Source organism: Pseudomonas sp. CYM-20-01, assembly GCF_023169845.1.
Lineage (GTDB): Bacteria > Pseudomonadota > Gammaproteobacteria > Pseudomonadales > Pseudomonadaceae > Aquipseudomonas > Aquipseudomonas azotoformans.
On record NZ_AP025169.1, the window covers coordinates 176,498 to 202,171 of the forward strand.

20 protein-coding genes are annotated in these 25,674 nt (G+C 61.3%); 9 read left to right on the forward strand and 11 right to left on the reverse strand.

Going from position 1 to position 25,674, the window contains the following annotated elements:
* Positions 1-175: 175 nt before the first annotated feature.
* Genes M2497_RS00785 through M2497_RS00810 form a run of 6 tightly spaced genes read left to right on the forward strand, consistent with a single transcriptional unit; the run spans position 176 to position 5,857 of the window.
* The gene (locus M2497_RS00785; RefSeq protein ID WP_248485453.1) at positions 176-799 is read left to right on the forward strand and encodes a CDP-alcohol phosphatidyltransferase family protein; all 624 of its coding nucleotides are present in this window, start codon (positions 176-178) and stop codon (positions 797-799) included.
* Between the two features lie 11 nt (positions 800-810).
* Positions 811-2,559: a bifunctional alpha/beta hydrolase/class I SAM-dependent methyltransferase gene (locus M2497_RS00790; protein WP_248485455.1), complete on the forward strand. Its 1,749-nt coding sequence runs from the start codon at positions 811-813 to the stop codon at positions 2,557-2,559.
* Positions 2,560-2,561: 2 nt separating this feature from the next.
* Positions 2,562-3,860: a phosphatase PAP2/dual specificity phosphatase family protein gene (locus tag M2497_RS00795; RefSeq protein WP_248485457.1), complete on the forward strand. Its 1,299-nt coding sequence runs from the start codon at positions 2,562-2,564 to the stop codon at positions 3,858-3,860.
* On the forward strand, positions 3,850-4,293 hold the full coding sequence (locus M2497_RS00800) for a hypothetical protein (protein ID WP_248485459.1): 444 nt from the start codon (positions 3,850-3,852) through the stop codon (positions 4,291-4,293). The genes M2497_RS00795 and M2497_RS00800 overlap by 11 nt, the downstream gene beginning before the upstream one ends.
* A 9-nt stretch (positions 4,294-4,302) precedes the next feature.
* Entirely contained in the window at positions 4,303-4,923 is a 621-nt protein-coding gene (locus tag M2497_RS00805) for a lysophospholipid acyltransferase family protein (protein ID WP_248485461.1), read from the forward strand.
* A gap of 1 nt (position 4,924) precedes the next feature.
* Entirely contained in the window at positions 4,925-5,857 is a 933-nt protein-coding gene (locus tag M2497_RS00810) for a phosphatidate cytidylyltransferase (RefSeq protein WP_017528659.1), read from the forward strand.
* 251 nt (positions 5,858-6,108) lie between these two features.
* On the opposite strand, the gene M2497_RS00815 is transcribed toward M2497_RS00810, so the two are convergent.
* Positions 6,109-6,582 (reverse strand): Lrp/AsnC family transcriptional regulator, encoded by a 474-nt coding sequence (locus tag M2497_RS00815; protein ID WP_025854407.1) that lies wholly within the window; start codon positions 6,580-6,582, stop codon positions 6,109-6,111.
* Between the two features lie 136 nt (positions 6,583-6,718).
* Here M2497_RS00815 and M2497_RS00820 point away from each other — a divergent pair, with 136 nt between their 5' ends.
* The 3 genes from M2497_RS00820 (at position 6,719) to pbpC (ending at position 15,511) form a co-directional block, all read left to right on the forward strand.
* Positions 6,719-7,348 carry a LysE family translocator gene (locus M2497_RS00820; protein ID WP_248485462.1) on the forward strand — a complete coding sequence of 210 codons (630 nt, stop codon included), beginning with the start codon at positions 6,719-6,721 and terminating at the stop codon, positions 7,346-7,348.
* Positions 7,349-7,425: 77 nt separating this feature from the next.
* Positions 7,426-13,230, forward strand: coding sequence for an MG2 domain-containing protein (locus tag M2497_RS00825; RefSeq protein WP_248485464.1), 5,805 nt, complete (start codon positions 7,426-7,428; stop codon positions 13,228-13,230).
* Complete coding sequence (gene pbpC / locus M2497_RS00830; RefSeq protein ID WP_248485466.1) at positions 13,211-15,511, forward strand: penicillin-binding protein 1C; 2,301 nt, start codon at positions 13,211-13,213, stop codon at positions 15,509-15,511. Before M2497_RS00825 ends, pbpC begins: the two co-directional genes overlap by 20 nt.
* A gap of 86 nt (positions 15,512-15,597) precedes the next feature.
* On the opposite strand, the gene glmS is transcribed toward pbpC, so the two are convergent.
* The 10 genes from glmS to atpE all read right to left on the reverse strand — a co-directional run bounded on the left by glmS (position 15,598) and on the right by atpE (position 25,603).
* Positions 15,598-17,430, reverse strand: a complete 1,833-nt coding sequence (glmS, locus tag M2497_RS00835) for a glutamine--fructose-6-phosphate transaminase (isomerizing) (RefSeq protein WP_248485468.1) — start codon at positions 17,428-17,430, stop codon at positions 15,598-15,600.
* A gap of 10 nt (positions 17,431-17,440) precedes the next feature.
* Positions 17,441-18,208 carry a DeoR family transcriptional regulator gene (locus tag M2497_RS00840; protein WP_058424356.1) on the reverse strand — a complete coding sequence of 256 codons (768 nt, stop codon included), beginning with the start codon at positions 18,206-18,208 and terminating at the stop codon, positions 17,441-17,443.
* A 227-nt stretch (positions 18,209-18,435) separates the two neighbouring features.
* Positions 18,436-19,803: a bifunctional UDP-N-acetylglucosamine diphosphorylase/glucosamine-1-phosphate N-acetyltransferase GlmU gene (glmU, locus tag M2497_RS00845; RefSeq protein ID WP_248485470.1), complete on the reverse strand. Its 1,368-nt coding sequence runs from the start codon at positions 19,801-19,803 to the stop codon at positions 18,436-18,438.
* A 123-nt stretch (positions 19,804-19,926) separates the two neighbouring features.
* Complete coding sequence (locus tag M2497_RS00850; RefSeq protein WP_058424358.1) at positions 19,927-20,343, reverse strand: F0F1 ATP synthase subunit epsilon; 417 nt, start codon at positions 20,341-20,343, stop codon at positions 19,927-19,929.
* 44 nt (positions 20,344-20,387) lie between these two features.
* Positions 20,388-21,764: a F0F1 ATP synthase subunit beta gene (gene atpD / locus M2497_RS00855; protein ID WP_248485472.1), complete on the reverse strand. Its 1,377-nt coding sequence runs from the start codon at positions 21,762-21,764 to the stop codon at positions 20,388-20,390.
* A gap of 27 nt (positions 21,765-21,791) precedes the next feature.
* Complete coding sequence (gene atpG / locus M2497_RS00860) at positions 21,792-22,652, reverse strand: F0F1 ATP synthase subunit gamma (protein WP_003233565.1); 861 nt, start codon at positions 22,650-22,652, stop codon at positions 21,792-21,794.
* Positions 22,653-22,702: 50 nt separating this feature from the next.
* Positions 22,703-24,247 carry a F0F1 ATP synthase subunit alpha gene (gene atpA / locus M2497_RS00865; protein WP_003177064.1) on the reverse strand — a complete coding sequence of 515 codons (1,545 nt, stop codon included), beginning with the start codon at positions 24,245-24,247 and terminating at the stop codon, positions 22,703-22,705.
* Positions 24,248-24,268: 21 nt separating this feature from the next.
* Positions 24,269-24,805, reverse strand: coding sequence for a F0F1 ATP synthase subunit delta (locus tag M2497_RS00870; protein WP_015886646.1), 537 nt, complete (start codon positions 24,803-24,805; stop codon positions 24,269-24,271).
* A gap of 12 nt (positions 24,806-24,817) precedes the next feature.
* The gene (locus M2497_RS00875; protein ID WP_058424359.1) at positions 24,818-25,288 is read right to left on the reverse strand and encodes a F0F1 ATP synthase subunit B; all 471 of its coding nucleotides are present in this window, start codon (positions 25,286-25,288) and stop codon (positions 24,818-24,820) included.
* Positions 25,289-25,345: 57 nt separating this feature from the next.
* Positions 25,346-25,603 carry a F0F1 ATP synthase subunit C gene (gene atpE, locus M2497_RS00880; RefSeq protein WP_002555987.1) on the reverse strand — a complete coding sequence of 86 codons (258 nt, stop codon included), beginning with the start codon at positions 25,601-25,603 and terminating at the stop codon, positions 25,346-25,348.
* Positions 25,604-25,674 lie beyond the last annotated feature (71 nt).

Consider the following 25,674-nt stretch of genomic DNA (forward strand, 5'->3'; position numbering starts at 1 on the left):
TTCAACTGGCCCATCGCCATCGGGGGCAAGCCCCCTCCCACATTTGATCTACCGCACCGTCAAGATCGTGACTAAACCCCCAGAAACACACGCCATCACTGGTGCAGGCGAGGATTAATCGGCACACTCCAAAACAGTTTTTCGCGGGTCCACGGACAAGGAAGCGTCATCCCCCATGATTTCGATCTATCAGCTCAAACCGCGTTTTCAAAACCTGCTGCGTCCACTGGTGCAGCGCCTCTACGACAATGGCACCACCGCCAACCAGATCACCGTCTTGGCCGGCGTGGTTTCGCTGCTGGTCGGCCTGCTCATCGCCAGCTTCGCCACCCAACTGTGGCTGTTCGCGCTGATTCCGCTGTGGATGATCCTGCGCATGGCTCTCAACGCCATCGACGGCATGCTCGCTCGGGAATTCGGCCAGCAGTCGCGCCTGGGCGCCTACCTCAATGAACTGTGCGACGTGATCGCCGACAGCGCGCTGATCCTGCCGTTTGCGCTGATCCCCGGTGTGAGCCTGGCGCCGGTGCTGCTGGTGGCGCTGCTGGCGGTGTTCAGCGAGTACGCCGGTGTGCTCGGGCCGATGGTCGGTGCATCGCGCCGCTATGACGGTCCGATGGGCAAGAGTGATCGTGCCTTTGTACTCGGCGTATTGGCCACCGGTGTGGCACTGGGCTGGCTGGGCGCCGGCTGGGTCGACGCGGTGATGTGGCTGGTGGCTGCCCTGCTCGCCTACACCCTGGTCAACCGGGTGCGCCAGGGCCTTAAAGAACAACAAGAAACCTCACCGATTGCATAAGGATTTTTGCGATGCGCGAACAGCAGCAGCACACCTTCAGTACCCATGATGGCGTCGAGCTTTTTTATCGGCACTGGCCGGCCACCGAAAACACCGGCCAGCGCCAGGCCATCGTGCTGTTCCATCGCGGCCATGAGCACTCAGGGCGTATCGCCCACCTGGTGGATGAGCTGAACCTGCCGCAATTCGACTTCTTCGCCTGGGACGCCCGCGGCCACGGCCAATCCCCCGGCGAGCGCGGTGACAGCCCCAGCTTCGCCACCAGCGCGCGCGATGTGCAGACCTTTTGCGACTATATCGGCGCCACTTACGGCATCGCGGAAGAAAACTTTGCCGTCATCGCGCAAAGCGTCGGCGCAGTGATTGCCGCGACCTGGGTGCACGATTACGCGCCGAAAATCCGTGCCCTGGTGCTCGCCTCGCCGGCGTTCAAGGTCAAGCTCTACGTGCCCTTCGCCCGGCCGGGCCTGGCGTTGATGCGCAAGTTTCGCGGCAACTTTTTCGTCAACAGCTACGTCAAGGCCAAGTTCCTCAGCCATGACCCGGAACGCGTGGCGTCCTACGACAGCGACCCGCTGATCACCAAGGCCATTTCAGTAAATGTGCTGCTGGGCCTGTACGAAGCTGCCGACCGTGTGGTCGCCGATGCCCAGGCGATCCAGGTGCCGACCCAGTTGCTGGTCTCCGGCTCCGACTTCGTGGTGCACCGCAAACCCCAGCAGCAGTTCTTCGACCGCCTGGGCAGCCTGAAAAAAGAGCTGCACATCCTCCCCGGTTTCTTCCACGACACCCTCGGCGAACGTGATCGCGCCAGCGCCGTGAGCAGCGCCCGGCGCTTCATTCTGCAGAACTTCGAACACCCGCTGGACCGCGCCTCGTTGCTGGACGCCGACAAACTCGGCGCCACCTGCGCCGAATCCGAAGCCCTTGCCGCACCGCTGCCGCGCAACTCCCTGCGCGACCTGTACTGGCGCATGACCCGCGCCAGCATGGGCCTGGGCAAGAACCTGTCGGACGGGGTGAAACTGGGCTTCGACACCGGTTTCGACTCCGGCAGCACCCTGGACTACGTGTACCGCAACACGCCCACCGGCAAGGGCGGGCTGGGGCGGATGATCGACACCAACTACCTCAACTCCATCGGCTGGCGCGGTATTCGCCAGCGCAAGCTGAATGTGGAGGAACTGCTGCGCCTGGCCATGGCCAGGTTGCGTGGTGAAGATCGTGAAGTGCGCATCGTCGATATCGCCGCCGGCCACGGTCGCTACATCCTGGAAGCCTTGCAGGGCGTGTCGCCACTGCCGGAATCGATCCTGCTGCGCGACTACAGCGACATCAACGTGCGCGACGGTGGCGCGTTGATTCGCGAGAAGGGTTTGGGGGATATCGCGCAGTTCGTCAAAGGGGATGCGTTCGACCGCCTGGACCTCGCGGCACTCGACCCCAAGCCGACCCTGGCTGTGGTGTCCGGGCTGTATGAGTTGTTTGCCGATAACGGCATGGTCGGCGGTTCGCTGGCCGGGCTGGCCGAAGCGGTGGAGCCGGGCGGTTACCTGGTCTACACCGGCCAACCGTGGCACCCGCAGTTGGAATTGATCGCCCGCGCCCTGACCAGCCACCGCCAGGGCCAGGCCTGGGTAATGCGCCGGCGCAGCCAGGCAGAAATGGATCAACTGGTGGAAGCCGCCGGTTTCCGCAAGATCACCCAGCGTGTGGATGAGTGGGGCATTTTCACCGTGTCCCTGGCACAGAAGATCTGAACATGCGCGAACCCGGTTTATTGAAACCCGCGGTGCTGTGGCTGCTGCTGTTGGCGCCGCTGTTCTTCAGCACCTACGGCTTTGCCACCTGGGTCACCAGCCAGCGTAGCGACGTCGGCACGCTGGTGTTCGGCTGGGAAACCCATATGCCGTTCTGGGCATGGACCATCGTGCCCTACTGGTCCATCGACCTGCTCTACGGGTTTTCGCTGTTGTTGCCCAACACCCGCCATGAGTTGAAGCAGCATGCGCTGCGCCTGCTGAGTGCCCAGGTGATTGCGGTGAGTTGCTTCCTGATCTGGCCGTTGCGCTTCACCTTCGAGCGGCCGGAGCTGGACGGCGTGTTCGGCTGGCTGTTCGCGGTGCTGGCCGGGTTCGACAAACCGTTCAACCAGGCGCCGTCTCTGCATATCGCGCTGCTGGTGATCCTGTGGGTCATGTACCAGCGTCACACCCAGGGTTTCTGGCGTTGGCTGGTGCACGGCTGGTTCGCGTTGATCGGCATTTCGGTGCTGACCACTTATCAACATCACTTTATCGACTTACCCACAGGCGCCCTCGCCGGGTGGATCTGCGTGTGGTTGTGGCCGGTGGAACATCCGAGCCCGTTGTTGAGTGCACGGCTGACGCGAGATCCCACGCGTTGGCGGTTGGGCATGCGCTATGGACTTGGCGCGATGCTGTTGGCGATTCCAGCATTTGTATTGGGCGGCGCCTGGCTGTGGCTACTATGGCCAGCGGTTGCCCTCGCCTTGATCAAGGCCAATTACTTCGTGCTGGGCGCTGCGGGTTTCCAGAAACGCACCGACGGCCAACTGACCCCCGCCGCACGCTGGCTGTACGCACCGTACCTAGCCGCCGCCTGGATCAACTCGCGCCTGTGGACACGCAAACATCCACAGCCCGACCTGATTGTGGATAACGTCTGGCTCGGGCGTATTCCTACCACAAGCGAGCAAGCGCCCTTCACGGCCATCGTCGATCTGTGTGCCGAATTGCCGATTAATCCACAGGGGCGCGCCTATCAATCCATCCCGGTGCTGGACCTGATCGCACCCACGCCTGCCGAATGCCTGCTAGCCGCCCAAGCCATCGAGCGCCTGCGCGTCAGCGGCCCCGTGCTGGTGTGCTGCGCCCTCGGCTACTCGCGCAGCGCTACCGCCGTCGCCGCCTGGTTGCTGCACACCGGGCGCGCCGCGACGGTAGAGCAGGCGCTGACTATCATTCGTACAGCACGGACCAATGTGGTCCTGCACCCCGCACACCGAGAAGCGTTGGAGGGTTTGCCTCATGCCCGCTGATATGGAACTGCAGGTGGTCGCCAGCCTGCTGCGTCGTGGTCGTTCGCTGGATCAGTTATCCACAGGCCTGACCCTGGCCGGCGTGCTGTTCGGCCTGGCGCAGTTGTTGATGGCGAGTATTTCGATCATCTGCCTGCTGCTCAGCCTGTGGATGATTATCCTCGGGCTGCTGCAAAAGTACTGGGCGCTGCGCGTGGCGTTCGACGCCGACCTGTTCGCCCTGCTGGCTCGCGACATCGAGCGCACGCCGGACCTCGACCAGGCCCTGGTGACGCTCGGCCTGCAATCGACCAAGCGCATTGGCCGGCCCTGGGCTGAACGACGTCGCGGCGCGCTCAAACTGTTGCGCAAACAAGCCTGGCTGCTCGGCGCGCAAGCGCTGCTGACCCTGGGCGTGATCCTCGCCAGCCCTTGGCTGCCTTTCGCCGGATAAGGAATCCCCATGTTCGAACCCGTGGTCGCCACGCTGATTACCTCCATGGCCCGCACCGTCACCGGCGCCCGCAGCCTGTGGCTTGGGTGCGCGCCGGTGCCGGTGCAACGCATCTACTTCGCCAACCACAGCAGCCACGGCGACTTTGTGTTGCTCTGGGCGTCATTGCCGCAAAACCTGCGCAAATTCACGCGCCCGGTGGCCGGCAGTGATTACTGGAACAAAAGCGCCCTGCGCCGCTACATCATCAACCGGGTGTTCAACGGCGTGTTGATCGACCGCGAACGCAAGGACCCTGTGGATAACCCTCTACAGCCGATGCTCGACGCCCTGGAAGGCGGCGACTCGCTGATCATCTTCCCGGAAGGCACGCGCAACCTCGAAGACGGCCTGCTGCCGTTCAAAAGCGGCCTTTATCACCTGGCGAAAAGTTACCCACAGGCCGAGTTGATCCCCGTGTGGATCGCTAACCTCAACCGCGTCATGCCCAAGGGCCGCGTGCTGCCGCTGCCTTTGTTGTGCACCACCAGCTTCGGCGCCCCGCTGCAATTGGCAGACGGCGAAGACAAAGCCGCCTTCCTGGCCCGTACCCGCGATGCTCTGCTCGCCCTTGCTCCGGAGCACGTCTGACATGGATAGCCAAACCCTGATGTTGTTCGGCGGTATCGGCGCGATTCTGGTGCTGGCCTCGCTGATCGGCCTGATCCTCAAACTGCGCACCCGTGGTACGCCCAACGCGGTGATCGACAACCTCAACGCCCGCATCAACGCCTGGTGGGTGATGGTGGTGGTGATCGGCATCGCCTTCTGGCTCGGCACCGGCGCGGTGATCCTGCTGTTCTACGCGGTGTCGTTCTACGCCCTGCGCGAATTCCTCACCCTCACCCCCACCCGCCGCAGCGATTACCCGGCGCTGGTCGCCGCGTTCTACCTGGCGCTGCCGCTGCAATACCTGCTGATCTATTCGGACTGGTACGGGCTGTTCTCGATCTTCATCCCGGTGTACGTGTTCCTGCTGCTGCCGATCCTCGCCTCCCTGGGCGGCGACAGCACGCACTTCCTCGAACGCGCCTCGAAAGTGCAATGGGGCCTGATGATCGCCGTGTTCTGCGTGTCGTTTGTGCCCGCCCTGCTCACCCTAGACATCCCCGGCTACGAAGGTCGCAACCTGCTGCTGATCGCCTACCTGGTGATCGTGGTGCAGCTGTCGGACGTTTTGCAGTACGTGTGTGGGAAGTTGTTCGGCAAACACAAGATCGCACCCAACCTGTCGCCCTCCAAAACAGTCGAAGGCTTCGTCGGCGGGATACTGCTGTCATCCTTGATCGGCGCTGCGCTGTGGTGGACCACACCGTTCAACCCGTGGCAGTCGTTCCTGATTGCGCTGCTGATCAACCTGCTCGGCTTTGCCGGCGGCATCGTGATGTCGGCGATCAAGCGTGATCGCGGCGTAAAGGACTGGGGCCATATGATCGAAGGGCACGGCGGGATGCTGGATCGGCTGGATTCGGTGTGCTTTGCGGCGCCGATCTTCTTCCACCTGGTGCGCTACTGGTGGACCTGAGGTCACCGCTCTAAGGCCAAATAACGATCAACCTGTGGGAGGGGGCTTGCCCCCGATGACGGTGTGCCAGACAACACATGGGTAGCTGACACACAGCAATCGGGGGCAAGCCCCCTCCCACATTCGTTCTGTGGCACTGTGCCGAAAGGTTGAATCATTCCCTCAAGGCCGCCGGCCTCCCTGATGGAAATGCCCGCGTTAGCGTTGACGTTTTTCGCGAGCAAGCTCGCTCCTACAGTGATTCACCGCCACTAGCCCGGCAAATGCCCCAGCGGCAACGCCCCTGGGGTTTTCACGGTCTGGATCGCGAAGTTGCTGCGGATGTCCCTTACCCCCGGCAGTTTCAACAGGCTGCCAGTGACAAACCGCTCATACCCGCGCAAATCCGGCACCACCACCTGCAACAGAAAGTCCGACTCCCCCGACACCAGGAACGCCGAGATCACTTCCGGCAACGCCGTTACCGCCTCGCGGAAGGCATTGGCCTCGGTGTCGTTATGCCGCTCCACCTTCACGCCCACGAACACCATCATCCCCAGTCCCACTTCGTCACGGTCCAGCGTGGCCTGGTAGCCGCGAATCACGCCGGCTTCCTCCAGCAGGCGTACCCGTCGCAAGCAAGGCGAGGCAGACAGGCCGATTTCGTCAGCCAGTTGCACATTGCTCAAGCGGCCGTCACGTTGCAGGGCTTCGAGAATCTTGCGGTCAAACGCATCGAGTTTCAGATTTGGCATAAATGAATGGCCGATCAGATATTCAGTGGCAGAGAGTGCCAAGACTAGACGCTTTTCTGGCTGACTACGCAAGCACCTGCCCCGCACTTGCGCCCTAGAATTGGCCGACACACAAGGGGGGTGAAACATGGCGGAACTCTGGTTATTCCTGGTGGCTCTTTCGGTGGCGTATCTACTGCCGGGGCCGGACATGATCCTGCTGCTGCAAACCGGCGCACGCCAGGGCAAGGCCTTGGCGCTGACCACTGCGATTGGCCTGGGATTGGCCCGCGCCTGTCATGTGGCGCTGGCGGGCATGGGCTTGGCGACGTTGTTCAAAGTGGCGCCCTGGACCTTCGATGTGGTGCGCCTGGGCGGCGCGGCGTATCTGCTGTGGCTTGGCGTGCAGTGCTTGCGTGCGAACATGCTGCCGGCACTCGACACGGCCCATGGCGCCACACCGGCCCGCGCCTGGCGTGCAGCCTTTCAGCGCGGCCTGCTCACCAACCTGCTCAACCCAAAGGCCCTGCTGTTCTGTTCGGTGCTGCTGCCCCAGTTCATCAACCCCCAGGCCGGCCCGGTGGCGGCGCAGTTTGCGTTGCTGGGTGTGATCCTGGTGGCCGTCGGTTTCGCCTTCGACTGTTGCTACGCCCTGGCCGGGGCGCGCATCGGTCAGTGGCTGGCACGCAATCGCTCGGCGCAGCGTGTGCAGCAGTGGTTATTCGGCAGTCTTTTGATCGGTTTTGCGGTGCGCCTCACCTTTGTGCAACACGCCTAGCGGGTCGGCGTATCTGCGTCATCTTTTGTATCAAAGACGCGTGTAAGATACGCCGCACTTAGCCAGGGATGCTCACCATGTTCGATTCGTTCAAAGCGATCAGCCGCCGTATTGTCGGTGCATTATTGACTGTGGTGGGGGCCGTCTTTGGCCAGTGGCATCCGCCCCGCTGGCTGCGTGCCATCGGCCGTGGGCTGGCTAACCTGGGCAGCAAGGCCCGCGCTTATCCACGTCAAACCGGTGCTGGCGTAGTAGGCCTGGTGTTGCTGGCGGCCGCTGGTTTCTACGGCTGGCATTGGTATTCCAACCTGCCGCAGCCACATACCGCGAGCTACTCGCTGCACAAACCGAACCTCACCGACTACACCCAACCCACGCCGGTTGTGGATAACTTGCAGGTGCGTTTCGGCGAATCCGTGGCCCCGCTGGCGGCCATCGGCAAGCCGGTCACCGAGGGCATCACCCTCAAACCTGCGGTCGCGGGCACCTGGCGCTGGGCGGACGACCGCAGCCTGTTGTTCGTACCGGAAAAAGACTGGCCCATCGATGCCCATTACACCCTCGAAATGGCGAAGAAAACCTTGCTCGCCGACGGCGTATTGCTGGACCAGTACAGCGCGCAGTTCTCCACCCAACCGTTCCGCGCCACCCTGGCGCAAAACGAGCTGTACCAGGACCCGTCCAACCCGACGCTGAAACAGCTGGTGGCGACCTTCCGTTTTTCCCACCCGGTAGATGAAGACAGCCTACGCAAGCGCGTCACAGTAACCCTCGGCAAAGGCTTGGCCTACCGCGACGCCCAGTTGCCCAACCGGCCGGAAATCACCTTCGACGAGAAGAAACTCAACGCCTACGTACGCTCCGCTGCCCTGGCCACGCCGCTGGAAAGCACGCCGGTCAACGCCAAGCTCGACGAAGGCATCAAGGCCCGCGACGGCGGCAACGCCAGCACCGCACCGCTGGTGGCGGAAGTCACCGTGCCCGGTCGCTATCGCCTGACCTTTACCGGCGCCGAAGTGAGCTTTGTCGACAACCAACGTGGCGAGCCGGAGCCGGTGCTGATGTTCAGCAGTTCCAGCGCCGTGGCCGATGAGACCATCGCCGGTAAGGTGCAGGCCTGGCTCCTGCCGGAAAAAGCCCAGGACGACACGCGCCCCTACAGCAGCAACGACATTGATGACGCCCTGCTCGCCCGCAGCACCAAAATCAACCTGACCCACGTGCCCAGCGTCGAGCCGCTGAACACCCTGCACGCCTTCAAGTTCAAGGCCCCGGCCGGTCGCGCGGTGTATGTGCGCGTACCCGCCAACCTGGAAGCCATCGGCGGCTACCTGGCAAAAAATCCTACGGCGTCGCTGATCAGCATGCCGGCGTATCCGCGTACCTTGCAGTTCTTGTCCGATGGCGCCTTGCTCAGCCTCAACGGCGAAAAACGCCTGGGCTTCATGGCCCGTGGCGTGCCCGGCGCCCATGTGGAAATCGCCCGCCTGTTGCCCAACCAATTGCAACACCTGGTGGATCAGAGCAGCGGCAGCTTTGCCCGGCCGAACTTCGGCAACGAATATTTTGATCGCATGGTCGAGCGTCAGGCGTTGGATATCCCGCTGTCATCCAATGACCCGGCGAAAACCGTCTACGACAATGTCGACCTCAGCCACTACCTCACGGCCAACGGCGGTCGGCGCGGCATTTTCGTGCTCAAGCTCAGCCCGCAGGACGACCCGGCCACGCGCACGTTCGAGTACGACCGCAGCAGCACCAGCGACCTGCGCTTCATCGTGGTGACGGACCTGGGCATCATCGCCAAGCGCTCCAGCGATGGCAGCCATGACGTGTACGTGCAGTCCATCGGCAATGGCTCGCCGGTGTCCGATGCACAAGTGGACATCATCGGTCGCAACGGTTTGCCGGTAAGCAGTGGCCGCACCGACGCCGAAGGCCATGCGCACTTCGCCAAGCTGGATGAATTGCGTCGTGAGAAAACGCCGCTGATGTACGTGGTCACGCGCGGCAATGACCAGTCGTTCCTACCGATCGCCCGTCAGTCCCAACAATTGGATTTGTCGCGTTTCGACGTCGGCGGACTGGAAGAAGACGGTGCGATTGATCGCCTCAGCGCCTACCTGTTTACCGATCGCGGCCTGTACCGGCCCGGCGAAACCGCGCACCTGGGCATGATCGTGCGCAGCGGCAACTGGAAGGGCCTGCTGCAAGGCCTGCCGGTGGAGCTGCAAATCACCGACCCGCGTGGGCTGGAGGTGATTCGCCAGCCGCTGAAGCTGTCCGCCAGTGGCTTTGAAACCTTTGATTTCCCCAGCAGCGAAGTCGCCCCCGCCGGGGAGTACACCGCGACCTTGCAGTTGATTGGCCAGAAACAGACCCGCACCGACCTGGGCAGCGTGAGCTTCAAGGTCCGCGACTTCGAGCCGGACCGCATGAAGGTCAGCCTGAGCCTGCATGACACGCCGGTGCAGGGCTGGATTCCACCGGACCAAGTGGTGGCCAAGGTCACCGCCATGCACCTGTTCGGCGCCCCGGCGTCCGGCCGACGCGTGACGGCAAAAATGTCCCTGAGCCCAACGCTTGCGGCCTTTGATCGCTACCCGGATTACCGTTTCCGCCTCAACGACTCACTGGAAGACGCCACGACCGAAGACTTGGCCGAAACCACCGTCGACGACAACGGCCAGGCCGTGCTCGACCTCAACCTGCAGCGCTTCGCCAACAGCACCTATCGTTTACAGGTGATGACCCAGGTGTTCGAGGCTGAAGGCGGTCGCAATGTGGCGGCGCAAAGTGCCTTGCTGGTGTCGTCCGCGCCCTACCTGGTGGGTGTGAAAAGTCAGGATTCGTTGTCGTACGTCGCCAAGGATGCACCGCGCCAAGTGCAATGGCTGGCTGTCGCGCCAGACCTGACACCGCTGGCGGTGGACGGCCTGACCAGTGAAGTGGTCGAGCACCGTTATGTGTCGGTGCTGGTGAAACAGTCCAACGGCACCTACAAGTACGAGTCACGCATCAAGAACATCAGCCAGCCCGCGTTACCGTTGGTGATGACGAAAGAAGGCGCCAAGCAGACCCTGAACACCTCAGCGCCGGGCGACTTTACCCTGCAACTCAAGGACGCCAACGGCAACCTGCTGAACCAGATCGACTACAGCGTGGCCGGGCGTGGCAACACCTCGCGCTCCCTGGAACGCAACGCCGAACTGCAACTGCGCCTGGACAAACGCAGCTACGCCACCGGTGATGAGATCGCCATCAGTATCCGTGCCCCGTACACCGGCGCCGGCTTGATCACCATCGAGCGCGACAAGGTCTACACCCAGCAGTGGTTCAAGGCCGACAGCACCAACAGCGTGCAACATATCCGTGTTCCCGCAGGGCTTGAGGGCAATGCCTACGTCAACGTGCAGTTTGTGCGCGACATGGGCTCGGCCGAGGTGTACATGAGCCCGCTGTCCTATGGCGTGGTGCCGTTCAGCATCAACCTGGATGCGCGGCGCATGGCCTTGAAGGTGGAAGGCCCGGCGAAGATCGAACCGGGGCAGACGCTGGATATCAAGGTCAACGCCGACCGCCCGGGTCGGGCCGTGGTGTACGCCGTCGATGAAGGTATCCTGCAAGTGGCGCGCTATCAGACGCCGGATCCGCTGGGCTTCTTCTTCCAGAAGCGTGCGCTGGAAGTCGGCACCAGTCAGATCCTTGACCTGATCCTGCCGGAATTCAGCCGTTTGCTCAGTGGGGCGGCGCCGGGTGGTGATACGGAAGGTGCGCAGGCCAATCACCTCAACCCGTTCAAGCGTAAACATCAGCCGCCAGTGGCCTGGTGGTCCGGGCTGGTGGACTTGCCGGCCGGCGAAACCGTGCTGCATTACCAGGTGCCGGACAGCTTCAACGGCAAGCTGCACCTGTTTGCGGTGGCCGTGGACAGTGACAGCGTGGGTGTGAGCGAAGCCAGTACCGACGTACGCGGGCCCATCGTGATCACGCCGAACGTGCCGGCCTTTGTGGCGCCGGGGGATGTGTTCAACGTCAGCGCCGGGGTGTTCAGCAACCTCGACGCAGCGGCGGACGTGAAGTTTGAAGTGCAGACCAGCAACGGTCTGGTGGTGCAGGGTGACAAGGGCAGCACGCTGTCTCTGCAACCGCGCAAGGAAGGCACGGCCGAGTTCAAGATCAAGGTCGGTGACACCCTCGGCTCGGCGGATTTGCGCTTTGTCGCGGTATTGCCGGATGGCAAGCGCATTCAGGTCGCGGAAACCACCTCGATCCGGCCACTGAGCGAACATCGCGTCGCCCTGAGCCTGGGCCGCTTCGACAGCGCCAGCAAAGAGCTGAAACCGACCCGCGAACTGTTCAGCCAACTGCGCGATGTGCAACTGGGTGTGGCTGCCTCGCCGCTGGTATGGGCTAACGGCCTCAAGCACTACCTGGACGACTACGGCTATGCCTGCACCGAGCAACTAGTGTCCAAGGCCATGCCGGCGTTGATCTGGGGCGGCAATGCGCCTGAAGCCGAGCACGCTTTCGGCAGTGCGGTACGCATGCTGCGCCAGCGTCAGAACCAGGCCGGTGGCTTTGGCTTGTGGGCCGCCAACCCCGATGTGGCGCCCTACGCTAGCCTCTACGCCACCGACTTCCTGATCGAAGCCAAGGAGCGCGGGCTGCCAGTGCCGGAAGACCTGCTGGTGCGCTCGAACGCGTACCTGACAGACCTGGCCAACGGTCCTAGCGAAGGCCTGTCGGAATTGCGCAACCGCGCCTACGCCAGTTACCTGCTGAGCCGTCAGGGGATTCTGGTGAGTGGTGCATTGAGCGATATCCGCGAACGCTACGAAAGCTACTTCAAGGACAGCTGGCAGAACGACCTCGGCGCCGCTTACCTGGCTGCCAGCTACAAGCTGCTCAAGCAGGATCGCCAGGCCGATACCCTGTTCCGCAAGATTCCATGGCGTTCCCTTGTGGATAAGTGGGACAGCGACGGTTTGTACTACGACCCGCTGGTTCATGACGCCGAACACCTGCACCTGTTGGCGCGACATTTCCCGGAGCTGATGGACGATGTGCCTGCAGCGCTGCTGGATAAACTCGGCAAGCGCCTCAACGAGCAGCGTTACAACTCACTGTCTGCGGCCCTGCTGCTGCGTGCCCTGGACAACTACGGCCAGCGTGCGCAAAGCGACATGACCCTCAAGGCCACTGCCTGGCTGGGTGACAAGCAACAGCAATTGCTGGAGATGGCCGGTCAGCCACCGCGCGCCGCCGTGCCGGGCGCCACGCAAAAGCTAGTGATGGAAAAATCCGACGGCCCAGCCGCGTTCTACATGCTCAGCGAAGCCGGTTTCGACAAGGGCGCCAAGCTCAAGCCGATCAACAATGGCCTGGAAATCATCCACGAATACCTCGACCTCAAGGGCGAGCCGGTGAGCAAGGTCGCGGTGGGTGATGAGTTCCTGATACGCCTGCGCCTGCGCGCTACCGACCGCGATCAGGTGCAACAAGTGGCCGTGGTCGACCTGCTGCCCGGCGGTGTCGAGCCGGTGTATAGCCTGCCGCCAGAGCCGGAAGCCGCCAGCACGGAGGAAAGTGAGGGTGAAGAATCCGAGTATGTGGAGGCAGACAGCCAGGAAGAACAAAGCTGGCAAGCCCCCATCGGTGAAACCGAGCTGAGCAACTGGCAGCCGGAGTATGTGGATGTGCGTGATGATCGCGTGGTGTTGTACGGCACCGCGCTACGTGATGTAGGCACCTTCGTCTACCGCGTGCGCGCCACCAACGCCGGTACCTTCAACACGCCACCGGCCTACGCCGAAGGCATGTACGAAACCACCCTGCAAGGGCGCGGCAAAGTAGGCCAGCTTGAAATTACCAAGCCTTAAACGCCTGGCACCGCCGCTGCTCGTAGCGGCGGTGGTGCTGGTGGGCCTGCGGCTTTGGCCCCATGCCCCGCTGGAACAGGCTGTCACCTCATCGCGGGTGGTGTTGGCCGACGACGGTTCGCTGTTGCGCATGACGCTGGCGGATGACGGTCAATACCGCCTGTGGCTACCCCTGGAGCGGATATCGCCGTCACTGGTCGAAGCCTTGCTGCTCAAGGAAGATCGCAATTTCTACTGGCACCCGGGGATCAATCCCCCGGCGTTGCTGCGGGCGGCCATGGCCACCTACAGCGGTGGCCAGCGCCAGGGCGGCTCGACCTTGAGCATGCAACTGGCCCGGCGCCTGTGGGACCTGAACACGCGCCAGGTGCCAGGCAAGTTGCAGCAGATGGTGCTGGCGCTGTGGCTGGAGGCGCGCTACAGCAAGCACGACATCCTTGAGGCCTACCTGAACCTGGCGCCCATGGGCGGCAATATCGAAGGGGCCGAGGCGGCGAGCCGCATCTACTTCGGCAAGTCGGCGGCGCAGTTGTCGTTGTCCGAAGCGCTGGCGCTGGCGGTGATTCCGCAGCAGCCGGGGCGGCGGGCGCGCTTCGGGCCGTCACTGCAACATGCGCGGCTGCGCTTGATGGCGGACTGGCGCGAAACTTATCCACAGGACCCGCGTAACGACAGTTTGCTCGATTTGCCCCTGGAAGCGCGCAACCGCCAGCAGATCCCGTTCCTCGCCCCGCACTTGAGTGAACACCTGCTGGCCTCCCAAACCGGCAATGAACTGAACAGCACCCTCAACCTGCCGTTGCAGCAATTGCTCGAACGCCTGATCACCGGGTTTATCGCCGAGCGGCGCAGCACAGGGGTGGAAAACGCCACGGCCATCCTGATCGACAGCCGCGACCAGAGCGTCAAGGCACTGGTAGGTTCGGCGGATTACTTATCCACAAGCCTGCACGGTCAGGTCAATGGCGTGCTGTCGCGACGCTCACCGGGGTCGACGCTCAAACCGTTTCTTTACGGGTTGGCGCTGGATCAGGGGGTCATCCACCCCATGAGCATCCTTAAAGACTTGCCCAGTAACTTCGGCTACTTCCAGCCGGAAAATTTCGACGGCAGTTTTGTCGGCCCACTGACAGCGCGAGATGCGTTGATTCGTAGTCGCAACATTCCTGCGGTGTGGCTCGCCAGCCAGGTCAAATCGCCCTCCTTGTATGGACTGCTGCAACGCGCCGGCATCAAGGGCCTGCGCGACGAGAGCCACTACGGCCTGGCCCTGGCCCTCGGTGGCGGCGAGATGACCCCGGAAGAACTGGCGCGGCTGTATGTGATGCTGGCCGGTGACGGGCACCTGCGGCCGCTGCGCTACTTGCAGGAACAACCGCAGTCCACCGGCGCGCCGTTGCTCACGCCCCAGGCCGCGTTCATGGTGCGCGACATGCTGCGCCGTAATCCACGCCCGGATGGCCTGCCCGGCCGACATTGGCGCACCGCCTGGAAAACCGGCACCTCCTGGGGCTTTCACGATGCCTGGAGTGCCGGGCTGGTCGGCCCTTACGTGCTGGTGGTGTGGGTGGGTAACTTCGATGGCCGTCCGAACCCGGCGTTTATCGGTGCCAAGACCGCTGCGCCGCTGTTCTTCCGCATCGCCGACGCCCTGCCCCTGGCCTTGCCCAACACCGTCATCAAGCCCGACAAACCGCCCGCCGGGCTGGTGCGCATCGACGTCTGCGCCGCGTCCGGGGAACTGCCCAACCGTTGGTGCCCGCAAACCCGCAAGACCTGGTACATCCCCGGCGTCTCGCCGATTCGCGTGTCCAACCTGCACCGCCCGGTGCTGATCGACACCCGCACCGGCAAGGCCGCCTGCCCGCCGTTCGAGCCGCAGTACACCCGCGAAGAAGTCTTCGAATTCTGGCCCAGCGACGTGCAACGCCTGTACCGCGCCGCCGGCCTGCCTAGGCGCACGCCGCCCAACGTGCTGAAAAACTGCCAGCCCAACCGCCTGAGTGATCAAAGCGAAGCGCCGCAGATCCGCTCGCCGCTGACTCAGGTGAGCTACCAATTGCGCTTGTCTCAACCCCAGGAAAGCATCCCGCTGAATGCCAATGCGGCCAGCGATGCGGCGACGCTGTATTGGTTTGCTGATCAAACCTTGATCGGCCAGGGTTCGCCGCAAGCCACGCTGAACTGGCGGCCGGGCAAGTCGGGGGAGTATCGGCTGCGGGTCAGTGATGATCAGGGGCGCAGTGCGAGTCGGGGGTTGAAGGTGGAGTTTGTACCTTAGGCGGGCTGCCGCACTTAACGTAGTTTGATTCCTCACCTCCCCGAGTTGATGCTGGAGACCCTGTCGGGCCTCCAGGATGTGGCGGGTTACTCCACCGTCACCGACTTCGCCAGGTTACGCGGCTGGTCCACATCGGTGCCTTTAAGCACGGCCACGTAGTACGACAGCAATTGAAGCGGGATGGTGTAGAGAATCGGCGACAGGGTGTCGTGGATATGCGGCATGTTGATGACATGGGTGCCTTCACCGTTGGTCATGCCGGCTTTTTCGTCGGCGAACACCACCAGTTGGCCGCCACGGGCGCGGACTTCCTGCAGGTTGGACTTGAGCTTCTCCAGCAGTTCGTTGTTCGGCGCCACGGTGACCACGGGCATGTCGTCATCCACCAGGGCCAATGGGCCGTGTTTGAGTTCGCCGGCCGGGTAGGCTTCGGCGTGGATGTACGAGATTTCCTTGAGCTTGAGCGAGCCCTCCATCGCCACCGGGTATTGCGCACCACGGCCGAGGAACAGGGTGTGGTTCTTGTCGGCGAACAGTTCGGCGACTTTTTCCACGGTGCTGTCCATGGCCAGGGCTTCGCCCAGGCGGGTCGGCAGACGGCGCAGTTCTTCGACCAGGGTGGCTTCGACGCCTTCGGCGAGGGTGCCGCGAACCTGGCCAAGGGACAGGGTCAGCAACAGCAGGCCAACCAGCTGGGTGGTGAAGGCTTTGGTGGACGCCACGCCGATTTCGCGACCGGCCTGGGTCAGCAGGGTCAGGTCGGACTCACGCACCAGCGAACTGATGCTGACGTTGCAGATGGCCAGGCTGGCGAGGAAGCCCAGTTCTTTGGCGTTGCGCAGCGCGGCCAGGGTGTCGGCGGTTTCACCGGACTGGGAGATAGTCACGAACAGTGTGTCGGGCTGCACCACCACTTTGCGATAGCGGAACTCGCTGGCGACTTCCACCTGACAGGGGATGCCAGCCAGTTCTTCGAGCCAGTAACGTGCAACCATGCCGGCGTGGTAGCTGGTGCCGCAGGCGACGATCTGCACGTTGCGCACTTTGGCGAACAATTCGGCAGCTTGTGGGCCGAAGGCGTTGACCAGCACCTGGTTCTGGCTCAGGCGACCTTCGAGGGTACGCTGCACCACGGAAGGCTGTTCGTGGATTTCCTTGAGCATGAAGTGGCGGTATTCACCCTTGTCGGCGGCTTCGGCACCGTCGCGGTATTGCACGGCTTCGCGCTCGACGGATTGACCGTTGACGTCCCAGATCTGCACGCTTTCACGGCGGATGTCAGCAATATCGCCTTCTTCCAGGTACATGAAACGGTCGGTGACCTGGCGCAGGGCCAGTTGGTCGGAGGCGAGGAAGTTCTCGCCCAGGCCCAGGCCGATCACCAACGGGCTGCCACTGCGGGCGGCAACCACGCGGTCGGGCTGGCTGGCGCTGACCACGGCCAGGCCATAGGCGCCGTGCAGTTCCTTGACCGTGGCTTTGAGCGCAACAGTCAGGTCGCCCAGGTCTTTGAGCTTGTGGTTGAGCAGGTGGGCGATGACTTCGGTGTCGGTGTCCGAGGTAAATACGTAGCCCAGGCCCTTGAGTTGTTCGCGCAATACTTCGTGGTTTTCGATGATGCCGTTGTGCACCACCGCGAGATCGCCGGAGAAGTGTGGGTGGGCGTTGCGCTCGCACGGCGCACCGTGGGTGGCCCAACGGGTGTGGGCAATCCCTAAGCGCCCTACCAGCGGCTCGCCAGCCAGGGCCTGCTCCAACTCGCTGACCTTACCCGGGCGGCGCATGCGCTCAAGCTTGCCGGCGTTAGTGAAAACGGCCACACCGGCGCTGTCGTAGCCCCGGTATTCCAGGCGCTTGAGGCCTTCGAGCAGGATGGGGGTGATGTTGCGTTCAGCGACTGCGCCTACGATGCCACACATGGTGTTTCTCCTAGATGATTGCCGCGCATATCAGCGTAATGCCGCGGGCTTGGATCTGGTCGCGGGCCTCGAGCGGCAGGCGATCATCGGTGATAAGGGTATGGACGCTGCTCCAGGGCAGTTCCAGGTTGGGAATCTTGCGGCCGATCTTGTCGGATTCGACCATCACCACCACTTCCCGGGCGACCTCGGCCATGACGCGGCTCAGCCCCAGCAGTTCGTTGAAAGTGGTGGTGCCGCGCTCCAGGTCGATGCCATCGGCACCAATGAAGAGCTGGTCGAAATCGTAGGAGCGCAGCACTTGCTCGGCGACCTGGCCCTGGAACGAGTCCGAATGCGGGTCCCAGGTGCCGCCGGTCATCAGCAGCACCGGCTCGTGTTCCAGTTCGCTCAAGGCGCTGGCCACATGCAGGGAATTGGTCATCACCACCAGCCCGGGCTGGTGGCCCAGTTCGGGAATCATCGCGGCAGTGGTGCTGCCGCTGTCGATGATGATGCGGGCGTGCTCGCGCAGGCGCATCACGGCGGCACGGGCGATGGCGCGTTTGTACACCGAGATGGGTTGGGTGGCATCGCCTACCAGTTCCTGAGGCATGGTGATGGCGCCACCGTAGCGACGCAGCAGCAGGCCGTTGCTCTCCAGGGCAGCCAGGTCTTTACGGATCGTAACTTCCGACGTTTCGAAACGCTTGGCCAACTCGTCCACGCTGACTTCGCCCTGTTCATTGAGCAAGGTCAGGATGTTGTGGCGCCGTTGGGGTGTATTTCGTTTCGACATGGTGATGATAAGTTTCGTTTCGAAAGATAACGAAGGCAATCAAAACCTATTGGCGAAAGATCGTCAAGCGGGACGCAGCAAATTTTTATGCGACACAGAGCAAGTGTGGGAGGGGGCTTCCCCCCGATTGAGGTCTATCAGCTACAAAGATGTTGGCTAATAGTCTGCAATCGGGGGCAAGCCCCCTCCCACATTGAATACCTTCCGCTGAGGAGGCTGTGGATAACTCAGGTCTTTTTGATTTTGACCGGACGTTTCCAACCGTCGATGTTGCGCTGGCGGGCACGGGCGACAGCCAGTTGAGACTTATCCACATCCTGGTTGATGGTTGAGCCGGCTGCAGTGCTGGCGCCATCGTCGAGGGTAACCGGGGCGACCAACGAATTATTGGAACCGATAAACACGTCCGCCCCAATGGTGGTTTGGTGCTTGTTGGCGCCATCGTAGTTACACGTGATGGTGCCGGCGCCGATGTTGGTGCGCGCACCTACGGTGGCGTCACCCAAGTAGGTCAGGTGGCCGACTTTGGCTTCGGCGTCCAACTTGGCATTTTTCAGTTCAACAAAGTTACCCACATGAGCCTTGGCTCCCAGCACGCTACCCGGACGCAACCGCGCAAACGGGCCCGCATCACTGCCCTCGCCCATCACGGCACCATCGATATGACTGTTGGCCTTGATCACCACGCCCTTGCGCAGGGTGCTGTCCTTGATCACGCAGTTCGGGCCGATCACCACGTCATCTTCGATGACCACACGGCCTTCGAGGATCACGTTGATGTCGATCAGCACGTCGCGGCCCACGATGACCTCACCGCGTACATCGAAGCGTGCCGGGTCGCGCAGGGTCACGCCCTGGGCCATCAGGCGGCGGCCTTCGCGCAGTTGGTAATGACGTTCAAGCTCTGCAAGCTGCTTGCGGTCGTTTGCACCCTGCACTTCCATCGGGTCGTGGGGTTGCTCGGTGGCGACCAGCAGGCCATCACTCACAGCCATCTCGATGACGTCAGTGAGGTAGTACTCGCCCTGGGCGTTGTTGTTGGACAGACGACTCATCCAGTCGGCGAGCTTATTGGCAGGGACCGCGAGAATGCCGGTATTGCCTTCGGTAATGGCGCGCTGGGCTTCGCTGGCATCCTTGTGCTCAACAATGGCCGCGACCTTGCCATCGGCGTTGCGCACAATGCGCCCGTAGCCGGTGGGGTCGTCCAGCTCAACGGTCAGCAGGCCCATCTGGCCTGGGACTACATGCTTGAGCAGGCGTTGCAGCGTTTCGACTTCGATCAGCGGCACGTCGCCGTAGAGGATCAGCACAGTATCCGCGGTGATAAACGGCACGGCCTGCGCGGTGGCGTGGCCGGTACCGAGTTGTTTGTCTTGAAGAACGAAATTCAAGTCGTCTGCGGCGAGACGTTCACGCACCGCATCGGCACCGTGACCGATCACCACGTGAATGCGCTGGGGGTCGAGCTGTCGGGCGCTGTGGATAACATGACCCAGCATGGAATTGCCGGCAACCGGGTGCAGCACCTTGGGCAGGGCCGAACGCATGCGGGTGCCCTGGCCTGCGGCGAGAATGACGATTTCAAGAGACATGAGTGGCTACCAATCCTGGGCGGTCCGGCTTCAGACCAGAGAAGTGTTTTGCAAAAAAAGAAAAAGGGTAGCCGAGGCTACCCTTTTTAATCAATCGCGCATGAAACAAGAAGGCGTGGCCGCTTACTTCTTGCGCAACTGCTGGAGCGTGCGCAGCTGGGCTGCAGCCTCGGCCAAACGTACAGCAGCAGCGCTGTAGTCGAAGTCCGCACCCTTTTCGTTCAGGGCCTTCTCGGCAGCCTTGACGGCTTCCTGAGCGGAGGCTTCATCCAGGTCGCCAGCACGTTGCACGGTGTCGGCAAGTACCTTGACCATGTTCGGCTGAACCTCGAGGAAACCACCAGAGATGTAAAACACCTCCTTTTCCCCGCCCTGCTTGGTCAGCGTGATCGGACCTGGCTTCAAGCTGGTGATCAACGGCGCGTGACCCATGGCAATACCAAGGTCACCGAGTTCGCCGTGTGCAATCACCATCTCTACCAGACCGGAGAAGATTTCCCCTTCCGCGCTGACGATATCGCAATGGACTGTCATAGCCATCTGATTGCCTCAACCTGATGAGCGCCCGTTTCCGGGCGCCTGGATTACAGTTTCTTGGCTTTCTCGATCACTTCTTCGATGCCGCCGACCATGTAGAACGCTTGTTCTGGCAGGTGGTCGTAGTCACCGTTGAGGATGCCTTTGAAGCCAGCAATGGTGTCTTTCAGGGAAACGTATTTACCCGATGCACCGGTGAAGACTTCAGCCACGAAGAACGGCTGCGACAAGAAGCGCTGGATCTTACGAGCGCGGGATACCAACTGCTTGTCGGTTTCCGACAGCTCGTCCATACCCAGGATCGCAATGATGTCCTTCAGTTCTTTGTAACGCTGCAGCACGTACTGAACGCCGCGAGCGGTGTCGTAGTGCTCCTGGCCGATCACGTTCGGGTCCAGCTGGCGCGAAGTCGAGTCGAGTGGATCGACCGCTGGGTAGATACCCAGGGAAGCGATGTCACGGGACAGTACGACGGTGGCGTCCAAGTGGGCGAAGGTGGTCGCTGGCGACGGGTCGGTCAAGTCATCCGCAGGTACGTATACCGCTTGGATCGAAGTGATCGAACCTTCCTTGGTCGAAGTGATACGTTCTTGCAGAACGCCCATCTCTTCAGCCAGGGTCGGCTGGTAACCTACTGCCGAAGGCATACGGCCCAGCAGTGCGGATACTTCGGTACCGGCCAGGGTGTAACGGTAGATGTTGTCGACGAACAGCAGAACGTCGTTACCTTCGTCACGGAACTTCTCGGCCATGGTCAGGCCAGTCAGTGCTACGCGCAGACGGTTTCCCGGCGGCTCGTTCATCTGACCGTAAACCAGTGCCACTTTGTCCAGAACGTTGGAGTCCTTCATCTCGTGGTAGAAGTCGTTACCCTCACGAGTACGCTCACCCACACCGGCGAACACGGAATAACCGCTGTGCTCGATGGCGATGTTACGGATCAGTTCCATCATGTTTACGGTCTTGCCTACACCGGCACCACCGAACAGACCGACTTTACCGCCCTTGGCGAACGGGCAAACCAGGTCGATAACCTTGATGCCGGTTTCCAGCAGGTCGTTGCCGCCAGCTTGTTCGGCGAACGAAGGTGCTGGACGGTGAATGCCCCAGCGCTCTTCGGTGTCGATCGGGCCAGCTTCGTCAATCGGGTTGCCCAGTACGTCCATGATCCGGCCCAGGGTCGCTTTACCGACCGGTACGGAGATGGCAGCGCCAGTGTCGACAACGTCCAGACCGCGCTTCAAGCCTTCGGTGGAACCCATCGCAATGGTACGAACTACGCCGTCGCCCAGCTGCTGCTGAACTTCCAGAGTAGTTTCCGCGCCTTGTACTTTCAGCGCGTTGTAGATGCTCGGTACGCTGTCGCGTGGAAATTCCACGTCGATAACGGCGCCGATGATTTGAACGATACGTCCGCTACTCATAGCTGGATCCTCTGAATATTTGAACCGTTAAACCGCGGCAGCGCCGCCGACGATTTCCGAGATCTCTTGGGTGATCGCAGCCTGACGCGCCTTGTTGTAGATCAGCTGCAAATCGCTGATCAGATCACCGGCGTTATCGGTAGCGTTTTTCATCGCGATCATCCGCGCCGCTTGTTCAGCTGCGTTGTTCTCGACCACCGCCTGGTACACCTGCGACTCCACGTAGCGCACCATCAAGCCGTCAAGCAGCTCTTTGGCGTCTGGTTCGTAGAGGTAGTCCCAGTGGTGCTTGAGTTCCTGATCCGGGGTCGCCACCAGTGGAATCAACTGCTCCACGGTTGGCTGCTGGGTCATGGTGTTGATGAACTTGTTGGATACCACGGACAGGCGGTCAATCCGGCCTTCCAGGTACGCATCCAGCATCACCTTCACACTGCCGATCAAATCATTGATCGACGGCTCTTCACCCAGGTGGCTGATAGCTGCAACGACGTTACCGCCGAAGTTGCGGAAAAAGGCCGCACCCTTGCTACCAACGACACACAGATCGATCTCGACGCCGTTTTCGCGGTTTACCGCCATGTCCTTGACCAGGGCCTTGAACAGGTTGGTATTCAGACCACCGCACAAACCACGGTCACTGCTCACAACCACATAACCCACACGCTTGACTGCGCGGTCGATCATGAACGGGTGGCGGTATTCCGGGTTGGCGTTGGCCAGATGCCCAATTACCTGGCGGATACGCTCCGCATAAGGACGGCTAGCAGCCATGCGCATTTGTGCCTTGCGCATTTTGCTGACCGCCACTTTTTCCATGGCGCTGGTAATTTTTTGCGTGCTTTTGATGCTCGCAATCTTACTGCGAATCTCTTTTGCGCCTGCCATGTAACACCTATCAGGTTAGCAAGCGGGAGCCTTGCGGCTCCCGCTGCGGCTTACCAGGTTTGGGTGGCCTTGAACTTCTCGATACCGGCTTTCATGCCAGCGTCGATATCGTCATTGAAGTCACCCTTCACGTTGATCTTCGCCATCAATTCGGCGTGATCGCGGTTGAAGTAAGCAATCAGCGCTTGTTCAAAGCTGCCGACCTTGGCGATTTCAACGTCGGTCAGGAACCCACGCTCAGCGGCATACAGCGACAACGCCATGTCAGCGATCGACATTGGGGCGTATTGCTTCTGCTTCATCAGCTCGGTAACGCGCTGACCATGCTCAAGTTGCTTACGGGTCGCTTCGTCCAGGTCAGAAGCAAACTGGGCGAATGCCGCCAGTTCACGGTACTGAGCCAGAGCGGTACGGATACCACCGGACAGCTTCTTGATGATCTTGGTCTGAGCGGCACCACCCACACGGGATACCGAAACACCGGCGTTCACTGCGGGGCGGATGCCCGAGTTGAACATGGCCGATTCCAGGAAGATCTGACCGTCGGTGATGGAAATCACGTTGGTCGGAACGAACGCGGAAACGTCGCCAGCCTGGGTTTCGATGATCGGCAGTGCGGTCAGGGAACCGGTTTTGCCGGTCACTGCGCCGTTGGTGAACTTCTCTACGTACTCTTCCGAAACGCGGGATGCGCGCTCCAGCAGACGGGAGTGGAGATAGAACACGTCGCCTGGGTAAGCTTCACGGCCTGGTGGACGGCGCAGCAGCAGGGAAATCTGGCGGTAAGCCACTGCTTGCTTGGACAGATCGTCATAAACGATCAGCGCGTCTTCACCGCGGTCGCGGAAGAATTCACCCATGGTGCAACCGGAGTACGGTGCCAGGAATTGCAGCGCAGGAGACTCCGAAGCACTGGCAGCCACGATGATCGTGTTGGCCAGGGCGCCGTTTTCTTCCAGCTTGCGAACCACGTTGGCGATGGTCGATTGCTTCTGACCGATAGCGACGTAGACGCAGAAAATGCCGCTGTTCTTCTGGTTGATGATCGCGTCGATCGCCAGAGCGGTTTTACCGATCTGACGGTCACCGATGATCAGCTCACGCTGGCCACGGCCGACTGGGATCATGGCATCGACAGCCTTGTAGCCAGTCTGTACAGGCTGGTCTACCGACTTACGCCAGATCACGCCTGGAGCAACTTTCTCGACCGCGTCGGTCTCGGTGTTGCCCAGTGGACCTTTACCGTCAACAGGGTTACCCAGTGCGTCGACTACGCGACCCAGCAGTTCCTTACCAACCGGAACTTCCAGGATGCGGCCTGTGCACTTGGCGCTCATGCCTTCAGCCAGACTGGTGTACGCGCCCAATACAACGGCACCTACGGAGTCTTGCTCCAGGTTGAGGGCCATACCGTAGACGCCGCCCGGAAACTCGATCATCTCGCCGTACATGACGTCGGCCAGACCGTGAATCCGCACGATGCCGTCAGATACGCTGACGACAGTGCCTTCGTTACGGGCTTGGGAGGTCACATCGAGCTTGTCGATGCGGCCCTTGATAATTTCACTTATTTCGGAAGGATTGAGTTGCTGCATTGCTCTGCTGCCCCTTCAAACTCAAGATTTCAATGCTTCGGCAAGTTTCGCGATTTTTCCGCGAATCGAGCCATCGATAACCAGGTCGCCGGCACGGATAACAACACCACCAATCAGGGATGCGTCCTCCGAAGCTTGCAGGCGCACTTCCCGATTGAGTCGTGCACTGAGAACCTTGGCGAGTTTGTCTTGCTGTTCTTGGTTCAATGCGAAAGCACTGGTCACTTCAACGTCTACCGATTTCTCTGCTTCGGCCTTGTACAGGTCGAACAGAGCGGCAATCTCCGGCAACAGCGGGAGACGGTCGTTTTCGGCAACGACGTGAATGAAGTTCTGCACTTTCACATCAAACTTGTCGCCGCACACTTCAATAAAAGTGGCGGCCTTGTCTGCGCTCGTCAGGCGCGGGGCCTTGAGCACGCGCTGCATGGTGTCGTCTTGCGACACTGCTGCAGCCAGGCCGAGCATGGCTGACCAAGAGGCCAGCTGCTGGTGGGCCTGGGCGTGCTCGAAGGCTGCCTTAGCGTAAGGTCGGGCCAACGTGGTCAGTTCTGCCATGATCGCCCTCGCTTAAATTTCAGCAGCCAGTTTGTTAACCAGCTCCGCGTGCGCGTTTTGATCGATTGTGGCACCGAGGATCTTCTCAGCACCGCCGACCGCCAGAGCACCCAGTTGGGCACGCAGCGCGTCTTTGACGCCGTTCAGTTCCTGTTCGATCTCGGCATGAGCCGAAGCCTTCACACGGTCAGCTTCGACGCGGGCTTTTTCAACAGCCTCTTCGACGATCTGGTTACCGCGTTTCTTGGCTTGCTCAATGATTTCAGCTGCCTGTGCCTTAGCATCGCGCAGTTGGTGACCCGCTTTCTCTTGGGCCAACTCCAGGTCGCGAGCTGCACGGGTGGCAGCGTCCAAGCCATCAGCGATCTTCTTCTGACGTTCGTGCAAAGCCGCGATGACCGGAGGCCACACGAACTTCATGCAAAACACTACAAAAATGAAGAACGCAACGGATTGGCCAATCAGGGTTGCATTAATGTTCACGCCAACACCTCGCTCATTCGTTGTCCATCACTCCAATCAACTCGAAAATTCGAGTGATTAGCCAGCGAGTTGACCAACGAAGGGGTTCGCGAAGGTGAAGAACAGAGCGATACCAACGCCGATCATGGTCACGGCGTCGAGCAGGCCGGCGACGATGAACATTTTAACTTGCAGCATTGGGACCATTTCTGGCTGACGCGCTGCGCCTTCCAGGAATTTGCCGCCCAGCAGGCCGAAACCAATGGCAGTACCCAGGGCGCCCAGGCCGATCAACAGTGCAACAGCGATAGCGGTTAGACCAACTACAGTTTCCATCTTTCCTCCCGACTTTTACGTCGTATGGTTTAGGTTTTTTAGATTTTAAAGCGGTAAAACAAATCGTTTCA

Excerpts from the sequence above, each read along its gene's own strand:
- M2497_RS00785 (WP_248485453.1), top strand. The coding sequence starts at position 176 with ATGATTTCGATCTATCAGCTCAAACCGCGTTTTCAAAACCTGCTGCGT.
- M2497_RS00790 (WP_248485455.1), top strand. The coding sequence starts at position 811 with ATGCGCGAACAGCAGCAGCACACCTTCAGTACCCATGATGGCGTCGAG.
- M2497_RS00795 (WP_248485457.1), top strand. The coding sequence starts at position 2,562 with ATGCGCGAACCCGGTTTATTGAAACCCGCGGTGCTGTGGCTGCTGCTG.
- M2497_RS00800 (WP_248485459.1), top strand. The coding sequence starts at position 3,850 with ATGCCCGCTGATATGGAACTGCAGGTGGTCGCCAGCCTGCTGCGTCGT.
- M2497_RS00805 (WP_248485461.1), top strand. The coding sequence starts at position 4,303 with ATGTTCGAACCCGTGGTCGCCACGCTGATTACCTCCATGGCCCGCACC.
- M2497_RS00810 (WP_017528659.1), top strand. The coding sequence starts at position 4,925 with ATGGATAGCCAAACCCTGATGTTGTTCGGCGGTATCGGCGCGATTCTG.
- M2497_RS00820 (WP_248485462.1), top strand. The coding sequence starts at position 6,719 with ATGGCGGAACTCTGGTTATTCCTGGTGGCTCTTTCGGTGGCGTATCTA.
- M2497_RS00825 (WP_248485464.1), top strand. The coding sequence starts at position 7,426 with ATGTTCGATTCGTTCAAAGCGATCAGCCGCCGTATTGTCGGTGCATTA.
- glmS (WP_248485468.1), bottom strand. The coding sequence starts at position 17,430 with ATGTGTGGCATCGTAGGCGCAGTCGCTGAACGCAACATCACCCCCATC.
- M2497_RS00840 (WP_058424356.1), bottom strand. The coding sequence starts at position 18,208 with ATGTCGAAACGAAATACACCCCAACGGCGCCACAACATCCTGACCTTG.
- glmU (WP_248485470.1), bottom strand. The coding sequence starts at position 19,803 with ATGTCTCTTGAAATCGTCATTCTCGCCGCAGGCCAGGGCACCCGCATG.
- M2497_RS00850 (WP_058424358.1), bottom strand. The coding sequence starts at position 20,343 with ATGGCTATGACAGTCCATTGCGATATCGTCAGCGCGGAAGGGGAAATC.
- atpD (WP_248485472.1), bottom strand. The coding sequence starts at position 21,764 with ATGAGTAGCGGACGTATCGTTCAAATCATCGGCGCCGTTATCGACGTG.
- atpG (WP_003233565.1), bottom strand. The coding sequence starts at position 22,652 with ATGGCAGGCGCAAAAGAGATTCGCAGTAAGATTGCGAGCATCAAAAGC.
- atpA (WP_003177064.1), bottom strand. The coding sequence starts at position 24,247 with ATGCAGCAACTCAATCCTTCCGAAATAAGTGAAATTATCAAGGGCCGC.
- M2497_RS00870 (WP_015886646.1), bottom strand. The coding sequence starts at position 24,805 with ATGGCAGAACTGACCACGTTGGCCCGACCTTACGCTAAGGCAGCCTTC.
- atpE (WP_002555987.1), bottom strand. The coding sequence starts at position 25,603 with ATGGAAACTGTAGTTGGTCTAACCGCTATCGCTGTTGCACTGTTGATC.